Below are 22,899 nucleotides of genomic sequence, written 5' to 3'. Positions count from 1 at the left end.
TTAATTAATTATAGATAAAAAGTAAAAAATGGTTATTTTATTACTTTGATTATGGCTATTAAGATTATTTTATTTTAGAATTTTAAATAAAGACTTTTTAGTGGGGAGGCTTTAACATGTTTAGTGAGGAATTAAGTATAGTTAATAATGCTGGTAGGGGAAAAATAGATTTGCTAAATAATAGTAAGGGACGTTATTTAGTATCTGCTATGATGGCTGGACTTTATGTAGGTTTTGGTATAATGCTAGCATTTACCATAGGTGGGATATTAGATAGTGTGAATTCTCCAAGCACAAAAATGGCAATGGGTGCATCTTTTGGAGTGTCTTTAAGTTTAGTAGTTTTTGCAGGAGCAGAGCTTTTTACAGGAAATAATTTCATAATGACCATAGGAATCCTAAATAAAAAAATAAGCTTTAAAGAATGCGGGAAAATATGGGGAATGGCTTACTTAGGAAATTTCTTAGGATCAATAGTGGCAGCCTTAGGGTTCGCAGGAGCAGGTTTAGCTACTGGGAGTGTAAGCGAATTTATAATTAAAACAGCTGGAATTAAAACAAGTATGCCAGTGGAACAGTTAATTATAAGGGGAATACTTTGTAATATGTTAGTATGTTTAGCTGTATGGTGTACTTATAGGTTAAAAACAGAGACTGGCAAGCTTATAATGATGTTTTTATGCATTTTTGCCTTTGTAACAGTTGGATTTGAACATAGTGTTGCTAATATGAGTTTACTAGCAATAGGGGTTGTTTTGACAAAGGGAACAACCATAACAATATCTGGTTATTTATATAATTTATTTTTTGTCACAATAGGTAATATAATAGGTGGAACTATTTTGGCTATGGCATATCATTATATATCTGACAAAAACAAAATAATTAATAACAAAACAATTAAGAAAAAGAACATCTTTGTGAACTAAGCTCAATTAAATAGGTATCTTTCATATTTTAAAGGCTAAATATTTAAAATATAATCATTTAAGTTCTATTATTTCGTGAGATTTTATGTTAAATTAGATTATATTGTGTGAAGATACTAATATTTTGTGAATTAAAGTAGGAGAGATTATGAAATTAATAAGTATTGATGAGTTAAAGAGTATAAGTTTTTTTTCGAGACTTAATGATGATACATTAAAATATATAGCTCAAAATTCGAAAGTATTAAAAAAGAAAAAGGGAGAGCATATTTTTAGAGATAAGGATAAAGTTCAAGATATTTTTATTGTATTAAAGGGAAAAGTTACTCTTTATAAAATGAATGAGTATGGTCAAAAAAGAATAATATATATCCTTGGAGAAGAAAGTTTCTTAAATGAAGTAATAGTTGATAATCTATCTTCATCAATAAATGGAGAAGCCTTTGAAAATTCAATTATATTAAGTATAGAAAAAAATAAGTTGCTAAAAATAATGAGTGAAGATTTTGAATTAACAAAAATTGTTTTAAATGAAATGAGTAAAAAAATAAGAAGACTCTATAGACAAATGAAGAATGTAACTCCTATAAAGCTTGAAAAAAGAGTAGCAGCAAAGCTTTGGAAGCTTAGTAAAGATTATGGGAAAAAGGTTGATGAAGGAACACTTATTGATTTAGATATAAGCATAACATATTTAGCAGATATGTTTGGTTCACCAAGAGAAAGTGTTTCTAGAGCTATTAAAACCTTAAAAGATGAGAATTTAATAATAAAAAACAATAAAAAGATAATAGTACCTGATAGAGATAGAATTGCAGCATATTTTAAATCTTTATTATAAGAAGGGTCTATATGGTTAAAAGTTATAAATATTTATTTATAACTTTTTATTTTTTATCAATTTAAGAATTTTTACAGTGTAACAAAAATCACATCATCTTTAATGCTTTATTCTTATAATATACTTTGTTAAATTCTTAATTATTAAAAATTAATTAACGGAAAAAGAAATTCTTTTATTTTAAATAATAGATTAGAATTTATTTAATTTCAAAATAAAGTTAAGTTTAAGAGGTGTTTTATTATGGGTTTAAGGCTTACAAAAGACAATTTTGATAAGATAATAGACTGTTTAAAAAAAGAATATAAGATATACGCTCCTAAAGTTATGGAAGGCAAGGGAAGATTTTCTGATACTGACATAACAAGATACGGAGAAATAAATTCTATAAATGATATTGAGTTTTCAAAGAAGTCAGATTTTTCATATAAAGAAGTTTTACTTCCAATAACTCAAACATTATTCTTCTTTACTGAAGATAAATTTAGTGAAGCAAGTGTAGAAGAAAAGAATATATTAATTTTCTTAAGAAGCTGTGATATGCATTCATTAAGAAGAATTGATGATATATACTTAAGAAATGGTTTTGAAGATCCTTACTATAAAAAGTTAAGAGAAAAAGCTAAATTTATAGTTATGGGATGTGAAAACAGTTTTGAAAATTGTTTCTGTGTAAGCATGGGAACTAATAAAACAGATGAATATTCAGCATATATAGGAATAGATAATGATGAAGTTTTATTAGATATAAAAGATGAAGAATTAGCAAAAATCTTTGAAGCAGTAGAAAGTAATAAAGAAGAAGTTTCACCGAAGTTTGTAGAAGAAAATGAAACTAAGGTTGAAGTTCCAGAAGGAATTGATTTAAACATAATAAAATCAACTGTATGGAATGAGTATTCGGAAAGATGTATAGCTTGCGGAAGATGTAACTTTGTATGTCCAACATGTACTTGTTTCACAATGCAAGATATATTTTACAAAGATAATGAAAATGCAGGTGAAAGAAGAAGAGTTTGGGCTTCATGTCAAGTAGATGGATACACAGATATGGCTGGTGGACATAGCTTTAGAAAAGATAAAGGTCAAAGAATGAGATTTAAAGTTATGCACAAAGTATATGACTACAAGAAGAGATGGGGATACCATATGTGTGTTGGATGTGGTAGATGTGATGATATCTGTCCAGAATACATATCTTTTTCAGAATGTGTAAATAAACTTAAAGATGCTGTAGAAGAGGTGAAAGATAATGCATAATGAATATACTCCTTTTATATCAAAAATATTAAACGTAAAAAAACATACTGACATAGAATATACTTTTAGAATGGAATTCAAAGGCGATGTTAAACCAGGACAATTCTTTGAAGTTTCTCTTCCAAAGTTTGGAGAGGCTCCAATATCAGTAAGTGGTATAGGAGAAGACTATGTAGAACTTACAATAAGAAGAGTTGGAGTAGTAACAAATGAAATATTTGAAAAATACGAAGGAGATAAACTTTTCTTAAGAGGACCTTATGGTAATGGCTTTGACGTTGAAAACTATAAAGGAAAAGAAGTTGTAGTTGTTGCTGGAGGAACTGGTCTTTCACCAGTTAAAGGAATAGTAGATTATTTCTCACAAAATCCACAAGATGCAGAAAGTTTTACTCTTATAAGTGGATTTAAAGGACCAAAGGATATTCTTTTCAAGGATGATATGAAAGAATGGGAAAAGAATATGAACATGATCATAACTGTTGACTCAGCAGAAGAAGGTTATGAAGGAAATACAGGACTTGTAACTAAGTACATTCCTGAATTAGAAATAAAAGATATGGATAATGTTCAAGTTATAGTTGTTGGGCCTCCAATGATGATGAAGTTTACAGTTTTAGAATTCTTAAAAAGAGGAATTAAAGAAGAAAATATCTGGATATCTCAAGAAAGAAAAATGTGTTGTGGATTAGGTAAATGCGGACACTGTAAAATCGATGATACATATATATGCTTAGATGGACCAGTATTCAACTATACTAAGGGTAAACTTTTAATAGATTAGGAGGAAGGACTATGTCTTTAGATATAAATACTAAAAAACTTAAAAAGAACGCTTTTAGAGTAACTAAAAGAAGAGGATATACAGCATCAAGAATAAGAGTTCCAGGTGGGCATTTAGATGCTAAATTATTACTTGGTATTCAAGAAATAGCTGACACTTATGGAGATGGTACAGTTCATATTACAACTAGACAAGGTTTTGAAATACCTGGAATAGATATGAGAGATATACCGGAAGTAAACAAAAAACTTCAACCTATTATAGAAGCTTTAGAAATAAACCAAGAAAATCCAGGAGATGGATACAATGCAGCAGGAACAAGAAATGTTTCAGCATGTATAGGAAATAATGTTTGTCCATTTGCTAATTACAATACAACAAATTTTGCAAAAAGAATAGAAAAAGCAATTTTCCCAAATGACTTACATTTTAAAGTTGCCTTAACAGGATGTCCTAATGATTGTATTAAAGCAAGAATGCATGACTTTGGAATAATAGGAATGACAGAGCCACAATATGAAAAAAGCAGATGTGTAACTTGTGGAGCTTGTGTTAGAGCTTGTAAAAAGAAAGCTACAGGTGCTTTAAGTTTTGAAAACTTTAAAGTTGTTAGAGATGCAAGTAAATGTATTGGTTGTGGAGAATGTGTTATGAATTGCCCAACAAATGCATGGACAAGAAGTAAAGAAAAATACTACAGATTAGCTATAATGGGTAGAACAGGAAAGAAAAACCCAAGATTAGCAGAAGATTTTATACTTTGGGTAGATGAGGATAGTATTGTTAAAATTATTTTAAATACTTATAAATATGTTACTGAATATATCGATAGAAATGCTCCAGGTGGAAAAGAGCACATTGGATACATAATAGACAGAACTGGATTTATGGAATTTAAAAAATGGGCTTTAGAAGGAGTAACTTTATCTGAAAAAGCATTAATGAAAAATAATGTTTATTGGAGCGGAATACATTATACAAACGGATTTTAATAAAAAGCACTCTATTTATAGAGTGCTTTTCCTTATATACTAGTATATAAGTTACTGATTATAATAAATATATATTTTTGATATTACTAATACAATTATTTCATTGGGCATATATAATTTTTATGATATTATAAATTATATAGTATTTTAATAAATTTTTAACAGATGAGACATTAAATTAGGAGGCAGTTCATGATAGGAGTTATAGGGGTTAAAAGGAATGTAGATATAGAAATAAGAGAAAAATTAGCCTTATATCCTAAAAAACATAAGAAATATATAGAAGAATTATTAGATTCATTTAAAGAAGTTGTAATAGTAAATACTTGTAATAGGACAGAAATTTACTTTAATTGCACTGAAAGTATTTCAGATGATGAAATTTTTAATAAGATTTTTGGTGCTTTTAACTGGAATGATGATTTGAAAAATTATATGTTTTTATCAAAGGAAAAGAGAGCAGTAACCCATCTTATGGAGGTTATTTGTGGATTCCACTCAAGAATTTTAGGGGAAGATCAAATTTTAGGGCAAATTAAAGATGCTTATAAGAAGGCACTTGAGGATAATAGTATTTCAGGCGAATTACAAAAAATGTTTGAAATAGCTATTGCTTGTGGTAAAAAGTTTAAAACTGAGTGCAAAATGTTTGAGGTGCCAGTTTCATCAGTATCAATATCAATAAATAGCGCTTTATTAAAAGGGTGCAAAAAATTTATGGTATTAGGCTACGGTGAGATTGGAAAACTTGCAATTAAGCACCTTTTATGCCACAAGGCAGAGTGCATTTATTTAATAGTAAGGGATAAGAGTAAGGCTAGTGATTTAGAAGATGAAATTGTAGAAATTTTAGATTTTAATGAGAAAAATGAAGTTATAAATGAGGTTGATTGTATAGTTTCCTGCACAGCAGCACCTCATACAGTAGTTAGAAATGGAGACATAAAAGAAGAAGGCGAGAGAATATACATATATGATTTAGCTGTTCCAAGAGATGTTGATAAAGAATTATCAGAAAAAGAAAGAATAATTCTTAAAGATATAGATGAGATAAGTAAGATTGATGATAAAAATAAGCAAATAAGAAAAGATAGAATGGAAGAGTATAAGCATATAGTTGAAGAAAGCATAGAAGAATTTTTAAACTGGCTTAAAATAAGAGAAATATCAAGCAGAATAAGAAATATAAAAATAAGAGAAAATGAAATTTGCAAAGAGAGAATAAAAACTTTTTCTAATAAAGGAAATGGAGAAAATTCTAAATTAGCAGAAAAAATGATAAAAAGCACAGCTGATGCTTATGTTAATAGGGCTATAGAACTTTTAAAAAGTGAAGCTTTAAAGGGAAGTGATAGTTCTTGTGTAGAAATAATAGAGAAGATATTTTTAACTTAGTGCCAATAAATATTATAAGTAGTAAATTCCACGTTAAGGTAATAGGTGGAGGAAAAGCAGCTTTCATAAAGGTTAAAGGACTATTAGAAAAAGGTTGTTATGTACATATTTTATCAAAGAAGTTTTCAAAGGAAATTTTAGATATTAACAATGAAAACTTAAAGCTTGAAGAAGGAACTTATTATAAAGAGTTTATAAAAGATGCTCATCTTATAATAATAGCTATAGATGAAGATTCCTTAGCATATGAAATATGTAAGGATTGTGATGAGGAATATAAATTATATTTAAATGCAACTAATTATAAAGATGGTATGGTATCTATTCCATATAGTAGATGTTATGAAAATTTAGGCTTTAGTATAAGTAGTAAGTTAGGATCACCTAGAATAACTAGAGCTATAGGTGAAGAGGTATCAAGTATTATTAAGGAAAATGATATGTACTCAATTAAAGTAGCTAAAATTAGAGAAAAAGCTAAAAAAGAAGAATTAAAAAGTGAAATAATTAAGGTTATTTCAAGTAATGAATTTAAAAAAGCTTTTTTAGAAGAAAGAGAGTATGAATATCTATCAAATGTTTTCGGAGAGAAAATAGCTTATTCATTAACTGAGGATTAAGACAAATATAATCTTAATAAAAAATAACCTTTTATAAAAGTAATTTTAGCAAAAGAAAAGAGAGTATCAAATTTATTATAAAAATAATCAATGTGAGGTTTGGATTAATGGAATTAATAATAGCAACTAGAAAAAGTAAGTTAGCACAAGTGCAAACTGAAAAAGTTATGGAACTTTTAAAAGAAAAAGAAAATATAGATAGTAAGAAGCTTTTAGTTATGACAGAAGGAGACAGAAGATTAGATGTCTCATTAAATAAAATTGGTGGAAAAGGGCTATTTGTAAAAGAAATAGAATTAGCTCTTTTAAATAAAGAAGCTCATGGTGCAGTTCATAGCATGAAAGATGTTCCTTTTGAACTTACTAGTGAATTTGAACTTGTTGCAATGCCTGAGAGAGAAGATATAAGAGATGCCTTTGTATCTTTAAATGGTTCAACCTTATCTAATTTAAGAAAGGGTGCTAGAATCGGAACTAGTAGTATAAGACGTGCAGAGCAATTAAAATTATTTAGAAGCGATTTAGAGATTGTTCCAATTAGAGGAAATGTTCAAACCAGAATAAAAAAAATAACTGAAGAAAATTTAGATGGAATAATTTTAGCAGCGGCAGGATTAAAAAGACTTGGTATGGAAGATGTAATAAGTGATTACTTTGATCCAAAGGTATTTTTACCAGCTATAGGACAAGGAGCTTTAGGAATAGAGTGTTTAAAGGATGGAGATTTTAATGACTATTTCAAAGCATTAGATAGCAAAGAGGTTAGGACTACTGTTGAAGCTGAAAGAAGTTTTATGAAGGTTTTAAATGGTGGATGCCATAGTCTTATAGGAGCTTATTCAGAGGTTAAAGGTAATGACTTATATATGATAGGTACATTCGCGGTTAACAATAAAATAGTTAAAAAAGATATATTAGGAAAGAAAGAAGATAATATATTATTAGGAAAAAAACTTGCAGAGAAAATACTAGGGGAGGCTTAGAAGAAATCATGAATAAAAAAGCATATATAATAGGAGCAGGTCCTGGAGATGAAGAATTATTAACACTTAAGGCGATAAATGCATTAGAAAAATGTACAGCTGTTTTATATGATAGGTTAGTTGGGAATAACATACTTAACTATTTAAATGATGATTGTGAAATTTATTATTGTGGAAAAGAGCCAGGATGTCATTATAAAACACAAGAAGAGATAAATGAAAGCATAGTTGAACTTGCTAAAAAAGGTCATATTGTTGGAAGAGTAAAAGGTGGAGATCCATATGTTTTTGGAAGAGGTGGAGAAGAAGTACTAGCTTTAGTAGAAGAGAATATACCTTTTGAAGTTATTCCAGGAGTGACTTCACCTATTTCTGTTTTAAACTATGGTGGAATACCAATAACACATAGAGGATTAGCTCAAAGCTTTCATATTGTCACAGGTATGTCAGCAAGAACTTTAAATGTAAATTGGGAAGCACTAGCAAAAGAAAATGGAACATTAGTGTTCATGATGGGACTTTCAAATTTAGAAACAATAGTAGAGAAGCTTTTAGAAAATGATAAAGACATAAAGACTCCTTGTGGAGTAATAATGAGAGGAACAACATCAAAGCAAAGAAAGGTTATTGGAACTTTAGAGAATATATGTTCAAAGGTTAGAGAAGCTAAATTAGAATCTCCTTGCATAATAGTTGTCGGTGAAGTTGTTTCATTAAATGAGAAACTTTCATGGTTTGAAAAGTTACCTTTATTTGGTGCTAATATTTGCATTACAAGATCTAAAGAGCAATCAAAAGAACTTAAATGGAAATTAAAAGAATTAGGTGCTGAGGTAACAGAAATAAACTCTATAGAAATAAAAGAGACATCTGAAAACTTAAAGGACTACTTAAAAGAGTTAGAAAAATATGATCGTATAGTATTTACTTCAGTAAATTCTGTTAATATATTTTTCGATTATATAATAAAAAATGAAATTGATATAAGAAGAATAATAGCTGAGTTTGCTGTATTAGGAAAAGCTACTAAAAAGGCTTTAATAGAAAGAGGAATTATACCAACTATAATTGCAAAATCATTTACAGCAGAAGGATTATTTGAGGCTTTAAAAGATAATATTAAAGAGGGAGAAGAAATATTAATTCCATGTTCTTCTCTAAGTAGAGAATATTTATTTGAGAACTTAACTGATTTAGGTGCTGTATGCCATAGAGTTAATATTTATGATACTGTATGTGGAGGAGTTAAGAATCCTAGAGCTTTTAAAGAGGTAGATATGGTTTTATATACAAGTCCTTCAACAGTTAAAAACATGATAAATCTAATAGGACTTGATGCTCTTAAGGAAAAGGTTAGTATAGCCATAGGACCTATAACATTAAAAGCTTTAAATGAAAGTGGAATTGAAGGAAAAATGTGCAAAACACATTGTGGAGAAGGATTTTTAAGTGAAATTGAGGGTATATGGAACGAGGTTAAAAAATAAATTTATGGTAAAATTAAATTTATAAGTAAATCACAAACAAATTAGGAGGAAAGATTATGATAAAGAGAGGAAGAAGACTTAGAATAAATAAGGAAATGAGAGACCTTGTTAGAGAAAATACTCTAACAGCTAATGATTTCATATTTCCTATATTTGTAGTTGAAGGAAACAACATAAAAGAGGAGATAAGTTCTTTACCAGGAAACTATCATGTATCTTTAGATAGATTAAATGAAATAGTTGATGAAGTTGTAGAATTAAATATAAAAGGTGTTATTATCTTTGGTCTTCCAGAGCATAAGGATGCTTGTGGATCAGAAGCATATTCTGATGAAGGAATTGTTCAAAAAGCTATTAGAAAATTAAGAGAGGACTATGAGAATTTATTAGTAATAACTGATGTTTGTATGTGTGAATACACAAGTCATGGTCATTGTGGAATAATCAATGGAGAAGATGTAGATAATGATAAAACTTTAAGTTTCTTAGATAAAATAGCAGTTTCACATGCAAAAGCTGGTGCTCATATGGTGGCTCCTTCAGATATGATGGATGGAAGAATATTATCTATGAGAAACGCTTTAGATGAAGCTGGATTTGTTAATGTTGGAATAATGAGCTATTCTGCAAAATATTGCTCAGCTTTTTATGGTCCTTTTAGAGAAGCAGCTAATTCAGCACCTCAATTTGGAGATAGAAAAACTTATCAAATGGATCCTGCAAACTCAAGAGAAGCAATAAAAGAAGTAGAACAGGATATAGAAGAGGGCGCAGATATAGTTATGGTTAAACCTGCCTTATCATATTTAGATATTGTTAAGGAAGTTAGAAGTAAAGTAGATGTGCCAGTTTGTGTTTATAATGTAAGTGGTGAGTTTGCTATGGTTAAAGCAGCAGCTAAGCTTGGACTTATAAATGAAAAACAAGTTGCCTTAGAAATGCTTCTATCAATGAAGAGAGCAGGAGCAGACATGATAATAACTTATTATGCTATAGAAGCTGCTAGATGGTTACAAGAAAAATAGTTTTAAACTATAATATAATGAAATCAAGGATTTGATTAACAATCTTATGGTTAGGAGAATGAATATGGACAGAAATAAAGAAATATTTGAAGAATCAAAAAAATATATGCCAGGTGGAGTTAATAGTCCTGTAAGATCTTTCGGAAGTGTAGGAATAAATCCTCCAATAATAAAAAGTGGTAAAGGAGCTATGATAAAGGACGAGAATGGAAATGAATATATTGACTTTGTCTTAGCTTGGGGACCAATGATATTAGGCCATTGTGATGAAGATGTAGTGGAAGCAATAAAGAAAACTTCAGAGGAAAGTATAGCTTTTGGTGCTTCAACAAAATTAGAGTTAGATTTAGCTAAGCTTCTATGTGAAACATTAGATAATGTTGATATGATAAGAATGGTAAACTCAGGTACAGAAGCTACTATGAGTGCTGTAAAGTTAGCTAGAGGATATACAAAGAAAGACAAAATAATTAAATTTGCAGGATGCTATCATGGACACTTTGATGGATTTTTAATAGAAGCCGGTTCTGGAGTATTAACAGAAGGAATTCCAGGCTGTTTAGGTGTTCCAGAAGAAAGTATAAAAAATACTTTAATAGGAATATACAATAATGAAAAGCAAGTTGAAGATTTATTTGAAAAGTACGGAAATGATATTGCGGGAGTAATAATAGAGCCAGTTGCAGGAAATATGGGAGTTGTTAAGTGTAATCCTAAGTTTATGAGAAAACTTAGAGAGTTATGTGATAAATATGGATCACTTCTTATATTTGATGAGGTTATGTGCGGATTTAGAGTAGCTTATAAAGGAGCACAAACTTTATTTGATGTTAAGCCAGATTTAGTTACTTATGCTAAAATAATGGGGGGTGGACTACCTTGTGGTGCATATGGTGGAAGAAGAGAGATAATGGAAAACTTATCACCATTAGGAGGAGTTTATCAAGCTGGAACAATGTCAGGAAATCCAATAGTAATGAGTGCAGGGCTTGCTACTGTTAATAAGCTTCATGATAATCCATCCTATTATGAACATATTGAAAAAATAGGAGAAAAGCTTGAAAAAGGTGTTCTTGAGATAGCAAAGAAAAAAGGTATAGGTCTTGTTGTTAATAGACAAGGTGGAATGATGACTTTATTCTTTACTGATTTAAAAGAAGTTACTTCTTATGATGATGTAAAAACTTGTGATGGAGAAAGATTTAAGAGATATTTCTTACATATGTTAGAAAATGGATTTAACATACCACCATCACAATTTGAAGCTATGTTTTTAAGTGTAAAGCATACAGAAGAACATATAGATAAATTCTTAGAAGCTTTTGAAAGTTTTGAAGGATAATAATTTTTAGCTTTGTTTTAAATGAATGTTGATTTTTAGATATAGTAAGAACTAACTTAGTTTCATAAAGAGTTTATATTGCTAATTAAGATAGTTGGACACCTATATCTATAAATCAACACTAGTTTAAAACAGAGCTTAATTTTTAAATAAAGAAAAATTAATTTTAGAAAATGAATAATAAATAAAGGGTATATGAAATTTAATTAATGTGAGGATTTTTTATGAGAGAAAAAATGAAATTGAAAAAAGTTAAAGAATGTGATGTTTTTGTAATGGGAGCTGGGATTGCAGGAATTATGGCTGCAATTCAAGCATCCAATAATGGACAAAGAGTAATAATTGCAAGTAGTGCAAATATATTTTCAGGTTCAAGTTTTTATCCTGGCACATGGGGATTAGGATTAATAGGACCAGAAAATGAAATTGATGAAGAAGATTTAGCTAATACAATTAAAGAAGTTGGCTGTAATGTTATAGATAGAGAATTAGTAGAGATTTTTGTGAAAAATATCAATCCAAGTATAGAGTCATTAAAAGAAATGAATGTTAAACTTAAACAAGCTAATAATGCAGGAGAAAAGGAATTTATTCCGTGCTTTGATCATAAAAATAGAAATTGGAATGGAATTTTATTTGAAAGTGCAAAGAAAATTTTAAATGAGAAATTAGAAAGCAATAAAGTTGAAAAATATCCTTTTTCAGAGGTAATTGATATAGTAATAGAAAATAATAATGTTTCTGGTGTAATCGTTATTAGTAAGTTGAATAAACTTGAGTTTATAAAATGTAAAGCACTTGTAATTGCCTCAGGAGGAATAGGTGGATTATTTAAATATAGATTAAATACTAGTGATATAACAGGCATGGGACAGTCCTTAGCATTAAAAGCGGGGTGTAAATTGGTTAATATAGAATTTATGCAAATGATGCCAGGATATATAAAACCATGTCCGAAGACTATATTTAATGAAAAGACATTTAAATATATAGAGGCTAGAAATGAAATAGGTGAAAGTATATTTAAAAATTTAGAAGAAAAGCTTCAGGAAAGATCAACTTATGGACCTTTTACTTCAAGATTAACCTCTAAAGATATTGATTATGCTATATTTAAGGAGTTTATGAAAAATAAAAATGGAGTCGCTGTTAGATATAAAGATAGTTTGAAAGATAATATGCCAGAATTTATTGAAGTCTATTTCAAGTGGTTAAAAGAAAATAAGAGTCTTACTATAGAGGATCAAATAAATATTGGAATATTCTTTCATGCAGCAAACGGTGGAATTAGCATAAGCAAAAAAGCAGAAACAAAGATAAATGGATTATTTGCAGCAGGAGAGTGCACTGGAGGTATGCATGGTGCAGATAGAATAGGTGGATTATCTACAGCGAATGGTCTTGTTTTTGGAAAGATAGCTGGAGAAAGTGCCAGTAGGTATGCTGAAAATAAAAACTTAAGTGATAAAGATGAAGTAGAATTTGAACTATATGAGATAGATAGGGCAGAAGAACTTATTTCAGAAGTTCAAGAAATAATGTTTAAAAATGCAATGATAGAAAAAAATGAAATAGGTGTAAAAAATGCAATTTCAAAATTAAATAAAATGTCTAAGGAATTTATATATAAGAAAGATATTAATATTGAAAGTGTAAGGAATTCATATAGGTTAGAAAATAATATATTATTGTGTAAAGCTATACTAAAAGCAATTGATCTTAGAAAAGAAAGTAGGGGATCTCATTATAGAAGTGATTATCCAAATATAAATGAAAATATGGATAAAATGATAATGGTCGAATTAAAGGATGACATTGAAGTGTATTTTAAAGAAGAATAATGAATTTTTTTATTTAATTTAAGATAATTTAAAAGTTTAGAATTAAAGAGAAATAAAAATACAGCATATATTTTTATATATGCTGTATTTTTTTATTACATTAAAGGAGAAACCAATCTTATTACGGATTCACCAACTTTTGATACAATAGAACGTTTTTCAAATTTTTCAAGAGTAACTCTCTCACAGAATTCTAAATCTTTAAAGAATTGATCTTCCATAGCTTTTGAAAGTTCTTCGTTGTATATAAATATATTACTTTCAAAGTTTAAAGAAAAGCTTCTAATATCCATATTAGCAGTTCCTATACTGCATATAGAGGAGTCCGCTACTATCGTTTTAGCATGTAAAAAACCCTTTTGGTATAGATAAATTTTTGCACCTGATTTTAATAAAGATTCAAAATATGAATTAGCTATCCATCCCATAAATTTATGGTCAGGGTTTCCAGGAAGCATTATTTTAACATCAACTCCGGATAATGCTGAAAGCCTTAAGGCCTCAAGCATAGGTTCATCTAGTACAAAATATGGAGTTTGTATAAATAAATTTTTCTTTGCTGAATTTATAATTTTAAAATAACCATTTTTAATCTGTTGTTCAACATGGTCAGGACCTGAGGAAACTATTTGAGCTCCAATAATTTTATCTGGTACATCTAAAGAATTAGGATGTATGAAGTACTTTTTAAGGGCTATATTTAAATCTGAATCGTTAGCATAACTCCAGTCAAGAAGGAATCTCCCTTCTAAATCATTTATTACAAGTCCCTTTATTTTAGTATGAGTATCACGCCAATAACCTATTTTTTTATCTCTTCCAAGGTATTCATCACCAATATTAAATCCACCTAGAAAAGCTACTTTTCTATCTATAACAAGTATTTTTCTATGGTTTCTATAGTTTATTCTTAGGTTTATATATTTGCAAAAGCCAGGAAAGAATACTTTAAACTCACCACCAGCAGCCTTAAAGTCATCTATATATTTTTTTTCTATAGAGTTACCTATGGAGTCTACTAGTAGTTTTACCTCAACCCCCTCTTTAGCTTTTTCTGTTAAGGCTTTTAATACTTTTTTACCAATTTCATCGCTTTTAAAAATATAAAATTCCATATGAATAAACTCTTTTGCTTGTTTTACTTCCTTTATCATCTCTTCAAAAAGTCTGTGAGCATCAAAATATAAGTCTATATCATTACGTTGAGTATAAGTTGAGTTATCATTATTAAAGTTCATCATTATTAGATCTTTATATTTCAAAGAAATATCATCTAATTTGAAATGCTTTTTAAACTCATTTAAGTATTTTTGCTTTGTTTTATCATCTGTGATTTTTTTATTAAAGTTTTTTTCACGTGTTATATTTTGACCAAAAAGAATATAAATAATAAATCCTATTATAGGTAAAAATGTTAGAATTAAAATCCAAGCCCAAGTAGTTGCGGGATTTTTCCTTTCAAGAAATATAATTGATAATATGAATACAATATTTATTAAAAATATTGCGCTTAAAAAAAAGTGCATAAAAATTCCTCCTTTGTATATGAAAAAATATCAGTCCAATAATTAAATTTATGTGGACTGATATTTTAATTATTGATTATCTAATATAAATTTGTTCTAAAAGTTCACATGTGTTAATTGGAGAATTAATGTTATTTGAAGCTAGTAATTTAATTCCTTTATAGCTTATTCTAAGTTTACACTTACTATTTTTTAATTCATTAACAAATTCAATAATTGAATTTATATTTATATCAGCATTAAAAATACTTAATACGTTAAGGTAAAGATATTCTGTATATAAGTATTTATGATCTGAATAATCCTCATAAGACTTAATATTTTCACATAAGAATTTAACATGCTCATCAAGAGCATTAAATATTTCTGAAAGCTTATCTCTATATATGAATTTTAAAGAATCAATTTCTAAAAATGCCTTGCTTAAAGCACTTAAAATATCTTCCTTTATCATAGAAACTTCATCAGATGAGAAGGTTAAATATAGATTCAAATAAGAATCTCTTTTAGAAAAAATAGTTTCTAAATAGCTTATAAATGAATAGAAGTCTTCTCTATTATTACCAGGTTCTATTTCAAATAATATTTTAAAAAATAGATTCCAGTGAAAATCATAGTTCATTGCATGAGCCAATTTATTTCCTACAGAAATAGAAAAATCTGAATCAAAATCTAAAGGTTCTTTTCCAATAGATAATTCGTTTTTAAAAGAAATAGAATTTTTAAATACCTCATTTAATCTTACAGAAGTATCTATAAAAGCGGTGTAGTACTCTTGAGAGGTATTACAATTATTTTTTGTAAATATGTAATCAATTATTATATCGCATGCATTTCTAAAGTCAACTGATATTCCTAATTCATTTTTTACTTTAGAAGAATAGATATCATAAATCATTTTAGATAAAAGAAGTTCTATACCTTCTTTTTTAATTCCCATACCAGGAGCATTATCCATGTTGGAATTAACATGATTAAATATTGTAAGGAGTTGATTATCTATTAGGCATAAGTTGTTTTTAATAGAATGAAGTATATTTTTATAAAACTTATCACCTAAAATCATATTATAATTTTTATAGATGATTTTATGTTCTATTTCTCCCCAAAAATTATTTACCATTGATTTTATTTGAAGTTCAAAGTTAAATTTTTCTCCTTCATTAATAATAAAACCATCTATTCTATATAATTCAAAACCATTCTTTTGTTTTAAAGGCTGATGCTCATTTAAATCTAAAAATATATTAGGACTTTGAGATGAATAAGAGAAACCATCTTCATTAATACAGTTAAAAACTGTTCTTATGAATTTAAAAATATGCTCCTCATCTTCTATAAATCTACATTCTATCCTTACTCCTATTAAATCAGATAAATTTTCAAATAAATCTTTAGAAGATTCATATTTTAGATAATAATTATGTCTTATTATCTTTTCTCTTAAGCTTGAAGCTGATTTTACTCTAGTTGATATATTAAAAAAACCTTCACAAGAATTTTCTAGTAAGGAATAGAAAAAATCATCTAATAGATTTGCACTATATGCAAGTTCCTTTTTTATATCCTTAAGTAATTCCAAAGTACTTTTAGTAAATTCAAAAACTTTTAATTCCAAATTTAAAACACCATCCTTATTAGTTAAAGTTGTTAAAGTCAGTATAGTTTAATAATATCAACATATATTAAGGATAACAATATAGGAATTTAAAATAATATATTTATAATTTTGCTATTTTTTTGAAATAAAAATATATTTTCTTATTTAAATAGGGGATTAGTTTAAAAATTATTAATATAAATTATTATTAAGTAATAGTTTATAAAGAAAAGAGCTTATTAATTAAGATAATAGGAAAAAAATTAAAAGTTAAAAATAGACTTTGACTTTCTTTGACTATTATAGTATTATTATTACATAAGATACAAACAAGAGAATATTGAGGTGATAAAATGAATGCAGATAAAATGACATTAAGAGTACAACAAAGCTTAAATGATGCTTATGAAATTGCAGTTAAATATAATAATCAACAACTAGATGTAATTCACTTATTTTCAGCATTAGTGAATCAAAAAGATGGTCTAATTCCTAATATATTTGAAAAAATGGGTGTTAATATTGAGTCATTAAAAAGAGACATTCATGTTCAAATAGATAGAATGCCTAAGGTTTTAGGTGAAGCAGCTCAATCATCAGGAGTGACTGCAACAAGAAGAATAAATGAAGTATTAATAAAAGCAGAAGAAATCTCAAAACAATTTGAGGATTCATATATAAGTGTTGAGCATGTAATGCTTGCAATAATGGATATAGATAAAAATGGAGCTGTAGGAGAAATCTTAAGAAAATATAATATAACTAAAGATGGATTCCTAAAAGTTTTAAATGAAGTTAGAGGAAGTCAAAGAGTTGACTCACAAGATCCAGAAGGAACTTATGAAGCATTAGATAAATACGGAACTAATTTAATAGAACTTGCAAAACAACATAAATTAGATCCTGTTATAGGAAGAGATGAAGAAATAAGAAGAGCCGTTAGAATTCTTTCAAGAAAAACTAAAAATAATCCAATACTAATAGGGGAACCTGGAGTAGGTAAAACTGCTATAGTTGAAGGACTAGCTGAGAGAATTGTAAGAGGAGATGTACCAGAAGGATTAAAAGAAAAAGTTATCATTTCATTAGATATGGGAGCTTTAATAGCTGGTGCAAAATACAGAGGAGAATTTGAAGAAAGATTAAAAGCTGTATTAAAAGAAGTTCAAAGTTCAGAAGGGAAAATTCTTTTATTCATAGATGAAATTCACACAATTGTAGGTGCTGGTAAAACAGATGGTGCAATGGATGCAGGAAACTTAATTAAACCAATGCTTGCAAGAGGAGAACTACATTGTATAGGAGCTACAACCTTTGATGAATATAGACAATATATTGAAAAAGATAAAGCTTTAGAAAGAAGATTCCAACCAATTATAGTTGAAGAACCAACAGTTGAAGAAACTATATCAATTTTAAGAGGATTAAAAGAAAGATTTGAAATTCACCATGGAATTAGAATCCATGACTCAGCAATAGTAGCTGCGGCAAAACTTTCTCATAGATATATTCAAGATAGATATTTACCAGATAAAGCTATAGATTTAATAGACGAAGCTGGTGCTATGGTAAGAAGTGAGATAGACTCTCTTCCAACTGAGTTAGATATTTTAAGAAGAAAGATTTTAATGCTTGAAACTGAAAAAGAAGCCTTATCAAAAGAAAGCGATGAAGCATCTAAAGATAGATTAGTTGCATTAGAAAAAGAACTTGCTGATCTTCAAAATAAAAATGATGAAATGACAATTAAATATGAAAAAGAAAAAGCTCATATTTCAGCAATTAGAGATTTAAAAGCTAACTTAGATGAAGCAAGAGGATTAGTTGAAAAATATGAAAGAGAATATGATTTAAATAAAGTTGCAGAACTTAAATATGGTAGAATTCCAGAGCTTGAACGTCAAATAAAAGAACAAGAAGTTCACATGGAAAAAGATAATGATAATGCATTATTAAAAGAAGAAGTTACTGAAAATGAAATTTCAGAAATAATTTCAAAATGGACTGGAATTCCTGTTACAAAATTAGTTGAAAGTCAAAGAGAAAAACTTTTAAGATTAGAAGAAGATTTAAGAAAAAGAGTAATTGGTCAAGATGAAGCTACAACTGCTGTTGCTAATGCAGTAATAAGAGCTAGAGCAGGTCTTAAAGATGAAAGAAAACCAATAGGATCATTTATATTCTTAGGACCTACTGGTGTTGGTAAAACAGAACTTGCAAAAACTTTAGCAAGAGACTTATTTGATAGTGAAGATAATATTATTAGAATAGATATGTCTGAATACATGGAAAAACATGCTGTATCTAGATTAATAGGCCCTCCTCCAGGATATGTTGGATATGAAGAAGGTGGTCAATTAACAGAGGCTGTTAGAAGAAACCCATATTCAGTAATATTATTTGATGAAATAGAAAAAGCTCATGATGACGTATTTAACCTATTCCTTCAAATATTAGATGACGGTAGATTAACAGATAACAAAGGTAAAACTGTTGACTTTAAGAATACTATAATAATTATGACTTCTAATATAGGAAGTAGCTACTTATTAGAAAATAAATCTACTGAAGGTATAGAAGAAGATATTAGAGAAAATGTTATGAATGAAATGAAATTAAGATTCAAACCAGAGTTCTTAAACAGAGTAGATGAAATCATAATGTTTAGACCTTTAAGTAGTGAAGGTATTAAGAAAATTATAGATATCTTCTTAAAAGGTGTTGAAAATAGATTAAAAGAAAGAAATATAACTCTTGAAGTTACTAATACAGCTAAAGATATATTAGCTGAAGAAGGATATGATCCAGTATATGGAGCTAGACCATTAAAGAGATATATAAGTAATGTATTAGAAACTAAAATTGCTAAGAAGATAATTTCTGGAGAAATTTATGATGGATCTATTGCTTTAGTAGATGGAGAAGATGGAAAAATTATAGTTTCTAGAAAATAGAATATTAATTAAAAGAAATTATAGGTTTAGACCTATGGTTTCTTTTTTTTTGTTTGTTTAAATTTTGAATAAACTTTAAATAAATTAATAACAAAATTAAAATGATAATAAAAATATAGATAATTTTAAAAATATTCATAAAAAACTGTAGAAAATTGATAAATTTATGGTTATAATAATTTTAAAATAACGAAATAAAAATTTTAATGGTATTAAGATGATAAATTGAAAAGGGGAGATAATATTGGAACTAATAGGAATATTAATCGTAATAATAGGATTTGCACTAAAATTTGATACTATAGCTGTTGTGTTAGTTGCTGGTTTAGCTACTGGATTAGTAGCAGACATGAGTGTATATGAAATATTAGAAAAATTAGGTTCAACTTTTGTAAGTCAAAGACATATGACTTTATTTATTTTGACCTTACCTGTAATCGGTATGTGTGAGAGATTTGGTTTAAAAGAAAGAGCTATAACTTTAATAAAAAATATGAAAAATATGTCAACTGGAAAACTTTTAAGTTGTTATTTATTCATAAGAGAAGTTGGAACAGCGGTTTCTTTAAGATTAAGTGGACAAGCACAGTTTATAAGACCTCTTATAAATCCAATGGCTCAAGGAGCAGCTGTAAGCAAATATGGAAAGCTAGACGATAAGAGCGAAGACTTAATAAAGGGAACAGCAGCGGCTATGGATAACTATGGAAACTTCTTTGGCCAAAACGTATTCTTAGCAAGTTCAGGAGTTCTTTTAATAGCTGGAACATTACAGGAATTAGGATATGGAGTTAGTACTTTAGAAATAGCAAAGGCTTCAGTGCCAATAGCTATAATAGCTTTAATACTAGGAGTATTACAAAATAGGTTATTGGATAAAAAGTTAAGTAAAAACTTATCAAAGAACAAAGAAGAAGTAAAGTAGAGGTGAAAGCTAATGAATATGGAAGTGATTTCTAATGTATTACTTGAAATCTTTTATATAATTGTAGGTCTTTTAATGTTAAATACGGCAATTGATACATTAAGAGATAAAGAACATAAAACTAGAATAGGAACGGCAGTCTTTTGGACAATACTATCAATTATTTTTATAGCTGGAGGAGCCATTCCACCTGTAGTAATAGGAGCTTTACTTTTAGTTATAGGTGTATTAACTGCAAGTAAACAAGTTAATATAGGAAACTTAAAGCTGCCTAATGTAGATTTTGCAGAACTGCAGGCTAAAAAATTAAAAAATAAGATTTTTTTACCTTCGATTGTAATAGCAATAGGTTCTTTAGTGATTGCACAATTTACAAGTTTATCAGGAACAGTCGCTATAGGTATAGCTTCCGTGGCAGCTGTAATAACAACATTTGTAGTATTAAAAGCTAAGCCTAAGCATTTAGTAGAAGATAGTAATAGAATGGTTCAGTCAGTTGGATCTACAAGTATATTACCTCAACTTTTAGCAGCCTTAGGAACAGTATTTACTGCGGCAGGAGTTGGAGATGTTATATCATCAGGAATATCTAATTTTATTCCTGAAGGACACATACTAGCTGGTGTAACAGCTTACTGTGTAGGAATGGCTGTATTTACTATGATAATGGGAAATGCCTTCGCAGCCTTCTCAGTTATAACTGTGGGAATAGGATTACCATTTGTATTTGCTCAAGGTGCTAATGTTGCTATAGCAGGGGCTTTAGCCTTAACAGCAGGTTACTGTGGAACATTATTAACACCAATGGCGGCGAATTTCAATGTAATGCCAGCGGCTTTATTAGAGACAAAAGACAAGAATGTGGTTATGAAATGTCAAAGTTTATTTGCTATAATTTTGTTAGTGATACATATAGCATTAATGTATTTCTTAGCATTTTAATTAACTATGTATTGAGAAGAAGGAGTGTATGAGAATGAAAGTATTAATTACAGGATTTGATCCTTTTGGAGGAGAAAGTATAAATCCAGCTTTAGAGGCTGTTAAGATGATACCAGAAAATATAGAAGGAGCTGAGGTTATTAAATTAGAAATACCTACAGTTTTTAGAAAATCTCTCGAAAAAATTGAAGAAAAGATAAACGAGATTAATCCAGATGTAGTTATATCAATAGGACAAGCAGGAGGAAGATTTGGCATAACTCCAGAAAGAGTAGCTATAAATATGGATGATGCTAGAATAAAAGATAATGAGGGAAATCAGCCAATAGATATTCCTATATATGAAGATGGAGAAAGTGCATACTTTAGTAATTTACCTATAAAGGCAATGGTTAAAGAGATGGTGGATAATGGTATACCAGCATCAGTTTCTAACACAGCAGGAACTTTTGTTTGTAACCATGTAATGTACGGCGTTTTATATTTGGTTAATAAGAAATATAAAAATATAAGAGCAGGATTTATACATGTACCATATATACCAGCTCAAGTTGTAAGTAAACCAAATACTCCATCTATGTCAATTGATGATATAGCAAAAGGATTAGAGCTTAGTATAAAAGCTATTGTTTTAAATGATAATGATATTAAAACTATAGGAGGCGCTGTTTGCTAATGTTAGAACCTAGGATAAAAAGAAAAATCTTTGTTTATGGAAGCTTAAGAACAGGATTTTTTAACTATGATAAATACTTAAAAGGAAAAGTTATAAAGAGTGAATTAGGAAGAGTAAGAGGAACTTTATATCATATGCCTAAAAAAGGATATCCTGCTTTATTAGAAGGGGATGGCTTTGTATATGGAGAAGTAATGACTATTCATGATTATGAAGATGTTATAAATTCTATGGATCTTATGGAAGGCTACTTTGGAATTGATAATAATAATAATGAATATAATAGAGTTGAAATGGATGTTGAAATTGTAGGGAAAAAATCACCAGAGAAATGTTATGTTTATTATTATGCAATGAATGATAAAGAAGAGTTTGAAAGTAATAGCATTTTAATAGAGGATGGAAACTGGAGAAACTTTATGCTTAAAAAGGTTTCTTAAAGAAAAGAGTAGAAGGTAAGAAAGTTCTTACCTTCTACTCTTTTTTATTATTTCATTGATTGTTCGTATTGTTGAACCATTCTTTTAACCATTTCTCCACCAACGCTTCCGCATTGTTTTGAGCTTAGGTCACCATTGTAATCTGAGAATGGTACTCCCATTTCATTTGCTACCTCATTCTTAAATTTTGCTAATCCGTTTTTTGCTTCTGGAACTAATTGTGCCATTTTGAATTCCTCCTTTTAAGTTAAATGAGATTTTTTTTGAAAGGATAAGTTTTCTTTTCCTTTCGATATTATGATGTGCAGAAATGGAGTTAATAAACTATAAACTTATA

At 28.5% G+C, this 22,899-nt stretch carries 20 protein-coding genes; 17 read left to right on the top strand and 3 right to left on the bottom strand.

The features are described 5' to 3' along the window. Positions 1-116: 116 nt before the first annotated feature. The 12 genes from AC2A4K_RS10445 (at position 117) to AC2A4K_RS10390 (ending at position 13,499) form a co-directional block, all read left to right on the top strand. Entirely contained in the window at positions 117-929 is an 813-nt protein-coding gene (locus AC2A4K_RS10445) for a formate/nitrite transporter family protein (RefSeq protein WP_322502430.1), read from the top strand. 148 nt (positions 930-1,077) lie between these two features. Further along, on the top strand, positions 1,078-1,770 hold the full coding sequence (locus tag AC2A4K_RS10440; RefSeq protein WP_322502429.1) for a Crp/Fnr family transcriptional regulator: 693 nt from the start codon (positions 1,078-1,080) through the stop codon (positions 1,768-1,770). A 243-nt stretch (positions 1,771-2,013) separates the two neighbouring features. Then, entirely contained in the window at positions 2,014-3,030 is a 1,017-nt protein-coding gene (asrA, locus tag AC2A4K_RS10435; protein WP_322502428.1) for an anaerobic sulfite reductase subunit AsrA, read from the top strand. Next, on the top strand, positions 3,023-3,814 hold the full coding sequence (asrB, locus tag AC2A4K_RS10430) for an anaerobic sulfite reductase subunit AsrB (protein WP_322502427.1): 792 nt from the start codon (positions 3,023-3,025) through the stop codon (positions 3,812-3,814). The genes asrA and asrB overlap by 8 nt, the downstream gene beginning before the upstream one ends. 11 nt (positions 3,815-3,825) lie before the next feature. Further along, positions 3,826-4,806, top strand: a complete 981-nt coding sequence (gene asrC, locus AC2A4K_RS10425; RefSeq protein ID WP_322502426.1) for a sulfite reductase subunit C — start codon at positions 3,826-3,828, stop codon at positions 4,804-4,806. 192 nt (positions 4,807-4,998) lie between these two features. Continuing rightward, complete coding sequence (hemA, locus tag AC2A4K_RS10420; RefSeq protein ID WP_322502425.1) at positions 4,999-6,201, top strand: glutamyl-tRNA reductase; 1,203 nt, start codon at positions 4,999-5,001, stop codon at positions 6,199-6,201. Then, positions 6,165-6,821: an NAD(P)-dependent oxidoreductase gene (locus tag AC2A4K_RS10415; RefSeq protein ID WP_322502424.1), complete on the top strand. Its 657-nt coding sequence runs from the start codon at positions 6,165-6,167 to the stop codon at positions 6,819-6,821. The genes hemA and AC2A4K_RS10415 overlap by 37 nt, the downstream gene beginning before the upstream one ends. A gap of 107 nt (positions 6,822-6,928) precedes the next feature. Then, positions 6,929-7,804 carry a hydroxymethylbilane synthase gene (gene hemC / locus AC2A4K_RS10410; protein WP_322502423.1) on the top strand — a complete coding sequence of 292 codons (876 nt, stop codon included), beginning with the start codon at positions 6,929-6,931 and terminating at the stop codon, positions 7,802-7,804. Positions 7,805-7,812: 8 nt separating this feature from the next. After that, positions 7,813-9,291 (top strand): uroporphyrinogen-III C-methyltransferase, encoded by a 1,479-nt coding sequence (gene cobA / locus AC2A4K_RS10405; RefSeq protein ID WP_322502422.1) that lies wholly within the window; start codon positions 7,813-7,815, stop codon positions 9,289-9,291. Between the two features lie 56 nt (positions 9,292-9,347). Beyond that, positions 9,348-10,316 carry a porphobilinogen synthase gene (gene hemB / locus AC2A4K_RS10400; RefSeq protein WP_322502421.1) on the top strand — a complete coding sequence of 323 codons (969 nt, stop codon included), beginning with the start codon at positions 9,348-9,350 and terminating at the stop codon, positions 10,314-10,316. A gap of 64 nt (positions 10,317-10,380) precedes the next feature. Next, positions 10,381-11,658 carry a glutamate-1-semialdehyde 2,1-aminomutase gene (gene hemL, locus AC2A4K_RS10395; RefSeq protein WP_416173343.1) on the top strand — a complete coding sequence of 426 codons (1,278 nt, stop codon included), beginning with the start codon at positions 10,381-10,383 and terminating at the stop codon, positions 11,656-11,658. Between the two features lie 224 nt (positions 11,659-11,882). Next, positions 11,883-13,499: an FAD-binding protein gene (locus AC2A4K_RS10390; RefSeq protein WP_322502419.1), complete on the top strand. Its 1,617-nt coding sequence runs from the start codon at positions 11,883-11,885 to the stop codon at positions 13,497-13,499. Positions 13,500-13,594: 95 nt separating this feature from the next. Here AC2A4K_RS10390 and cls read toward each other — a convergent pair whose 3' ends face one another. Further along, a complete protein-coding gene (gene cls / locus AC2A4K_RS10385; protein WP_322502418.1) occupies positions 13,595-15,025 on the bottom strand; it encodes a cardiolipin synthase in 1,431 nt (476 codons plus the stop codon). 76 nt (positions 15,026-15,101) lie between these two features. Continuing rightward, positions 15,102-16,643, bottom strand: coding sequence for a GTP pyrophosphokinase (locus AC2A4K_RS10380; RefSeq protein ID WP_322502417.1), 1,542 nt, complete (start codon positions 16,641-16,643; stop codon positions 15,102-15,104). Between the two features lie 335 nt (positions 16,644-16,978). On the opposite strand from AC2A4K_RS10380, the gene clpB reads away from it, so the two are divergent. From clpB to AC2A4K_RS10355, 5 genes are all read left to right on the top strand, one after another. Next, positions 16,979-19,579, top strand: a complete 2,601-nt coding sequence (gene clpB / locus AC2A4K_RS10375) for an ATP-dependent chaperone ClpB (protein WP_322502416.1) — start codon at positions 16,979-16,981, stop codon at positions 19,577-19,579. Between the two features lie 244 nt (positions 19,580-19,823). After that, positions 19,824-20,504, top strand: coding sequence for a DUF969 domain-containing protein (locus AC2A4K_RS10370; protein WP_322502415.1), 681 nt, complete (start codon positions 19,824-19,826; stop codon positions 20,502-20,504). A gap of 12 nt (positions 20,505-20,516) precedes the next feature. Then, positions 20,517-21,446 (top strand): DUF979 domain-containing protein, encoded by a 930-nt coding sequence (locus AC2A4K_RS10365; RefSeq protein WP_322502414.1) that lies wholly within the window; start codon positions 20,517-20,519, stop codon positions 21,444-21,446. Positions 21,447-21,480: 34 nt separating this feature from the next. After that, positions 21,481-22,122: a pyroglutamyl-peptidase I gene (gene pcp, locus AC2A4K_RS10360; RefSeq protein ID WP_322502413.1), complete on the top strand. Its 642-nt coding sequence runs from the start codon at positions 21,481-21,483 to the stop codon at positions 22,120-22,122. Beyond that, positions 22,122-22,562, top strand: a complete 441-nt coding sequence (locus tag AC2A4K_RS10355; RefSeq protein WP_322503245.1) for a gamma-glutamylcyclotransferase family protein — start codon at positions 22,122-22,124, stop codon at positions 22,560-22,562. The genes pcp and AC2A4K_RS10355 overlap by 1 nt, the downstream gene beginning before the upstream one ends. A 47-nt stretch (positions 22,563-22,609) precedes the next feature. Here the strand turns inward: AC2A4K_RS10355 and AC2A4K_RS10350 are convergent, their stop codons facing one another. Beyond that, positions 22,610-22,789, bottom strand: coding sequence for an alpha/beta-type small acid-soluble spore protein (locus AC2A4K_RS10350; protein WP_322502412.1), 180 nt, complete (start codon positions 22,787-22,789; stop codon positions 22,610-22,612). Between the last annotated feature and the right edge of the window lie 110 nt (positions 22,790-22,899).

It is taken from the genome of Clostridium sp. LIBA-8841 (genome assembly GCF_057782475.1).
The sequence above is the reverse complement of the archived record's forward strand: the minus strand, read 5'-3'. Positions and strand labels throughout refer to the sequence as shown.

Excerpts from the sequence above, each read along its gene's own strand:
- AC2A4K_RS10445 (WP_322502430.1), top strand. The coding sequence starts at position 117 with ATGTTTAGTGAGGAATTAAGTATAGTTAATAATGCTGGTAGGGGAAAA.
- AC2A4K_RS10440 (WP_322502429.1), top strand. The coding sequence starts at position 1,078 with ATGAAATTAATAAGTATTGATGAGTTAAAGAGTATAAGTTTTTTTTCG.
- asrA (WP_322502428.1), top strand. The coding sequence starts at position 2,014 with ATGGGTTTAAGGCTTACAAAAGACAATTTTGATAAGATAATAGACTGT.
- asrB (WP_322502427.1), top strand. The coding sequence starts at position 3,023 with ATGCATAATGAATATACTCCTTTTATATCAAAAATATTAAACGTAAAA.
- asrC (WP_322502426.1), top strand. The coding sequence starts at position 3,826 with ATGTCTTTAGATATAAATACTAAAAAACTTAAAAAGAACGCTTTTAGA.
- hemA (WP_322502425.1), top strand. The coding sequence starts at position 4,999 with ATGATAGGAGTTATAGGGGTTAAAAGGAATGTAGATATAGAAATAAGA.
- hemC (WP_322502423.1), top strand. The coding sequence starts at position 6,929 with ATGGAATTAATAATAGCAACTAGAAAAAGTAAGTTAGCACAAGTGCAA.
- cobA (WP_322502422.1), top strand. The coding sequence starts at position 7,813 with ATGAATAAAAAAGCATATATAATAGGAGCAGGTCCTGGAGATGAAGAA.
- hemB (WP_322502421.1), top strand. The coding sequence starts at position 9,348 with ATGATAAAGAGAGGAAGAAGACTTAGAATAAATAAGGAAATGAGAGAC.
- hemL (WP_416173343.1), top strand. The coding sequence starts at position 10,381 with ATGGACAGAAATAAAGAAATATTTGAAGAATCAAAAAAATATATGCCA.
- AC2A4K_RS10390 (WP_322502419.1), top strand. The coding sequence starts at position 11,883 with ATGAGAGAAAAAATGAAATTGAAAAAAGTTAAAGAATGTGATGTTTTT.
- cls (WP_322502418.1), bottom strand. The coding sequence starts at position 15,025 with ATGCACTTTTTTTTAAGCGCAATATTTTTAATAAATATTGTATTCATA.
- clpB (WP_322502416.1), top strand. The coding sequence starts at position 16,979 with ATGAATGCAGATAAAATGACATTAAGAGTACAACAAAGCTTAAATGAT.
- AC2A4K_RS10365 (WP_322502414.1), top strand. The coding sequence starts at position 20,517 with ATGAATATGGAAGTGATTTCTAATGTATTACTTGAAATCTTTTATATA.
- pcp (WP_322502413.1), top strand. The coding sequence starts at position 21,481 with ATGAAAGTATTAATTACAGGATTTGATCCTTTTGGAGGAGAAAGTATA.
- AC2A4K_RS10355 (WP_322503245.1), top strand. The coding sequence starts at position 22,122 with ATGTTAGAACCTAGGATAAAAAGAAAAATCTTTGTTTATGGAAGCTTA.
- AC2A4K_RS10350 (WP_322502412.1), bottom strand. The coding sequence starts at position 22,789 with ATGGCACAATTAGTTCCAGAAGCAAAAAACGGATTAGCAAAATTTAAG.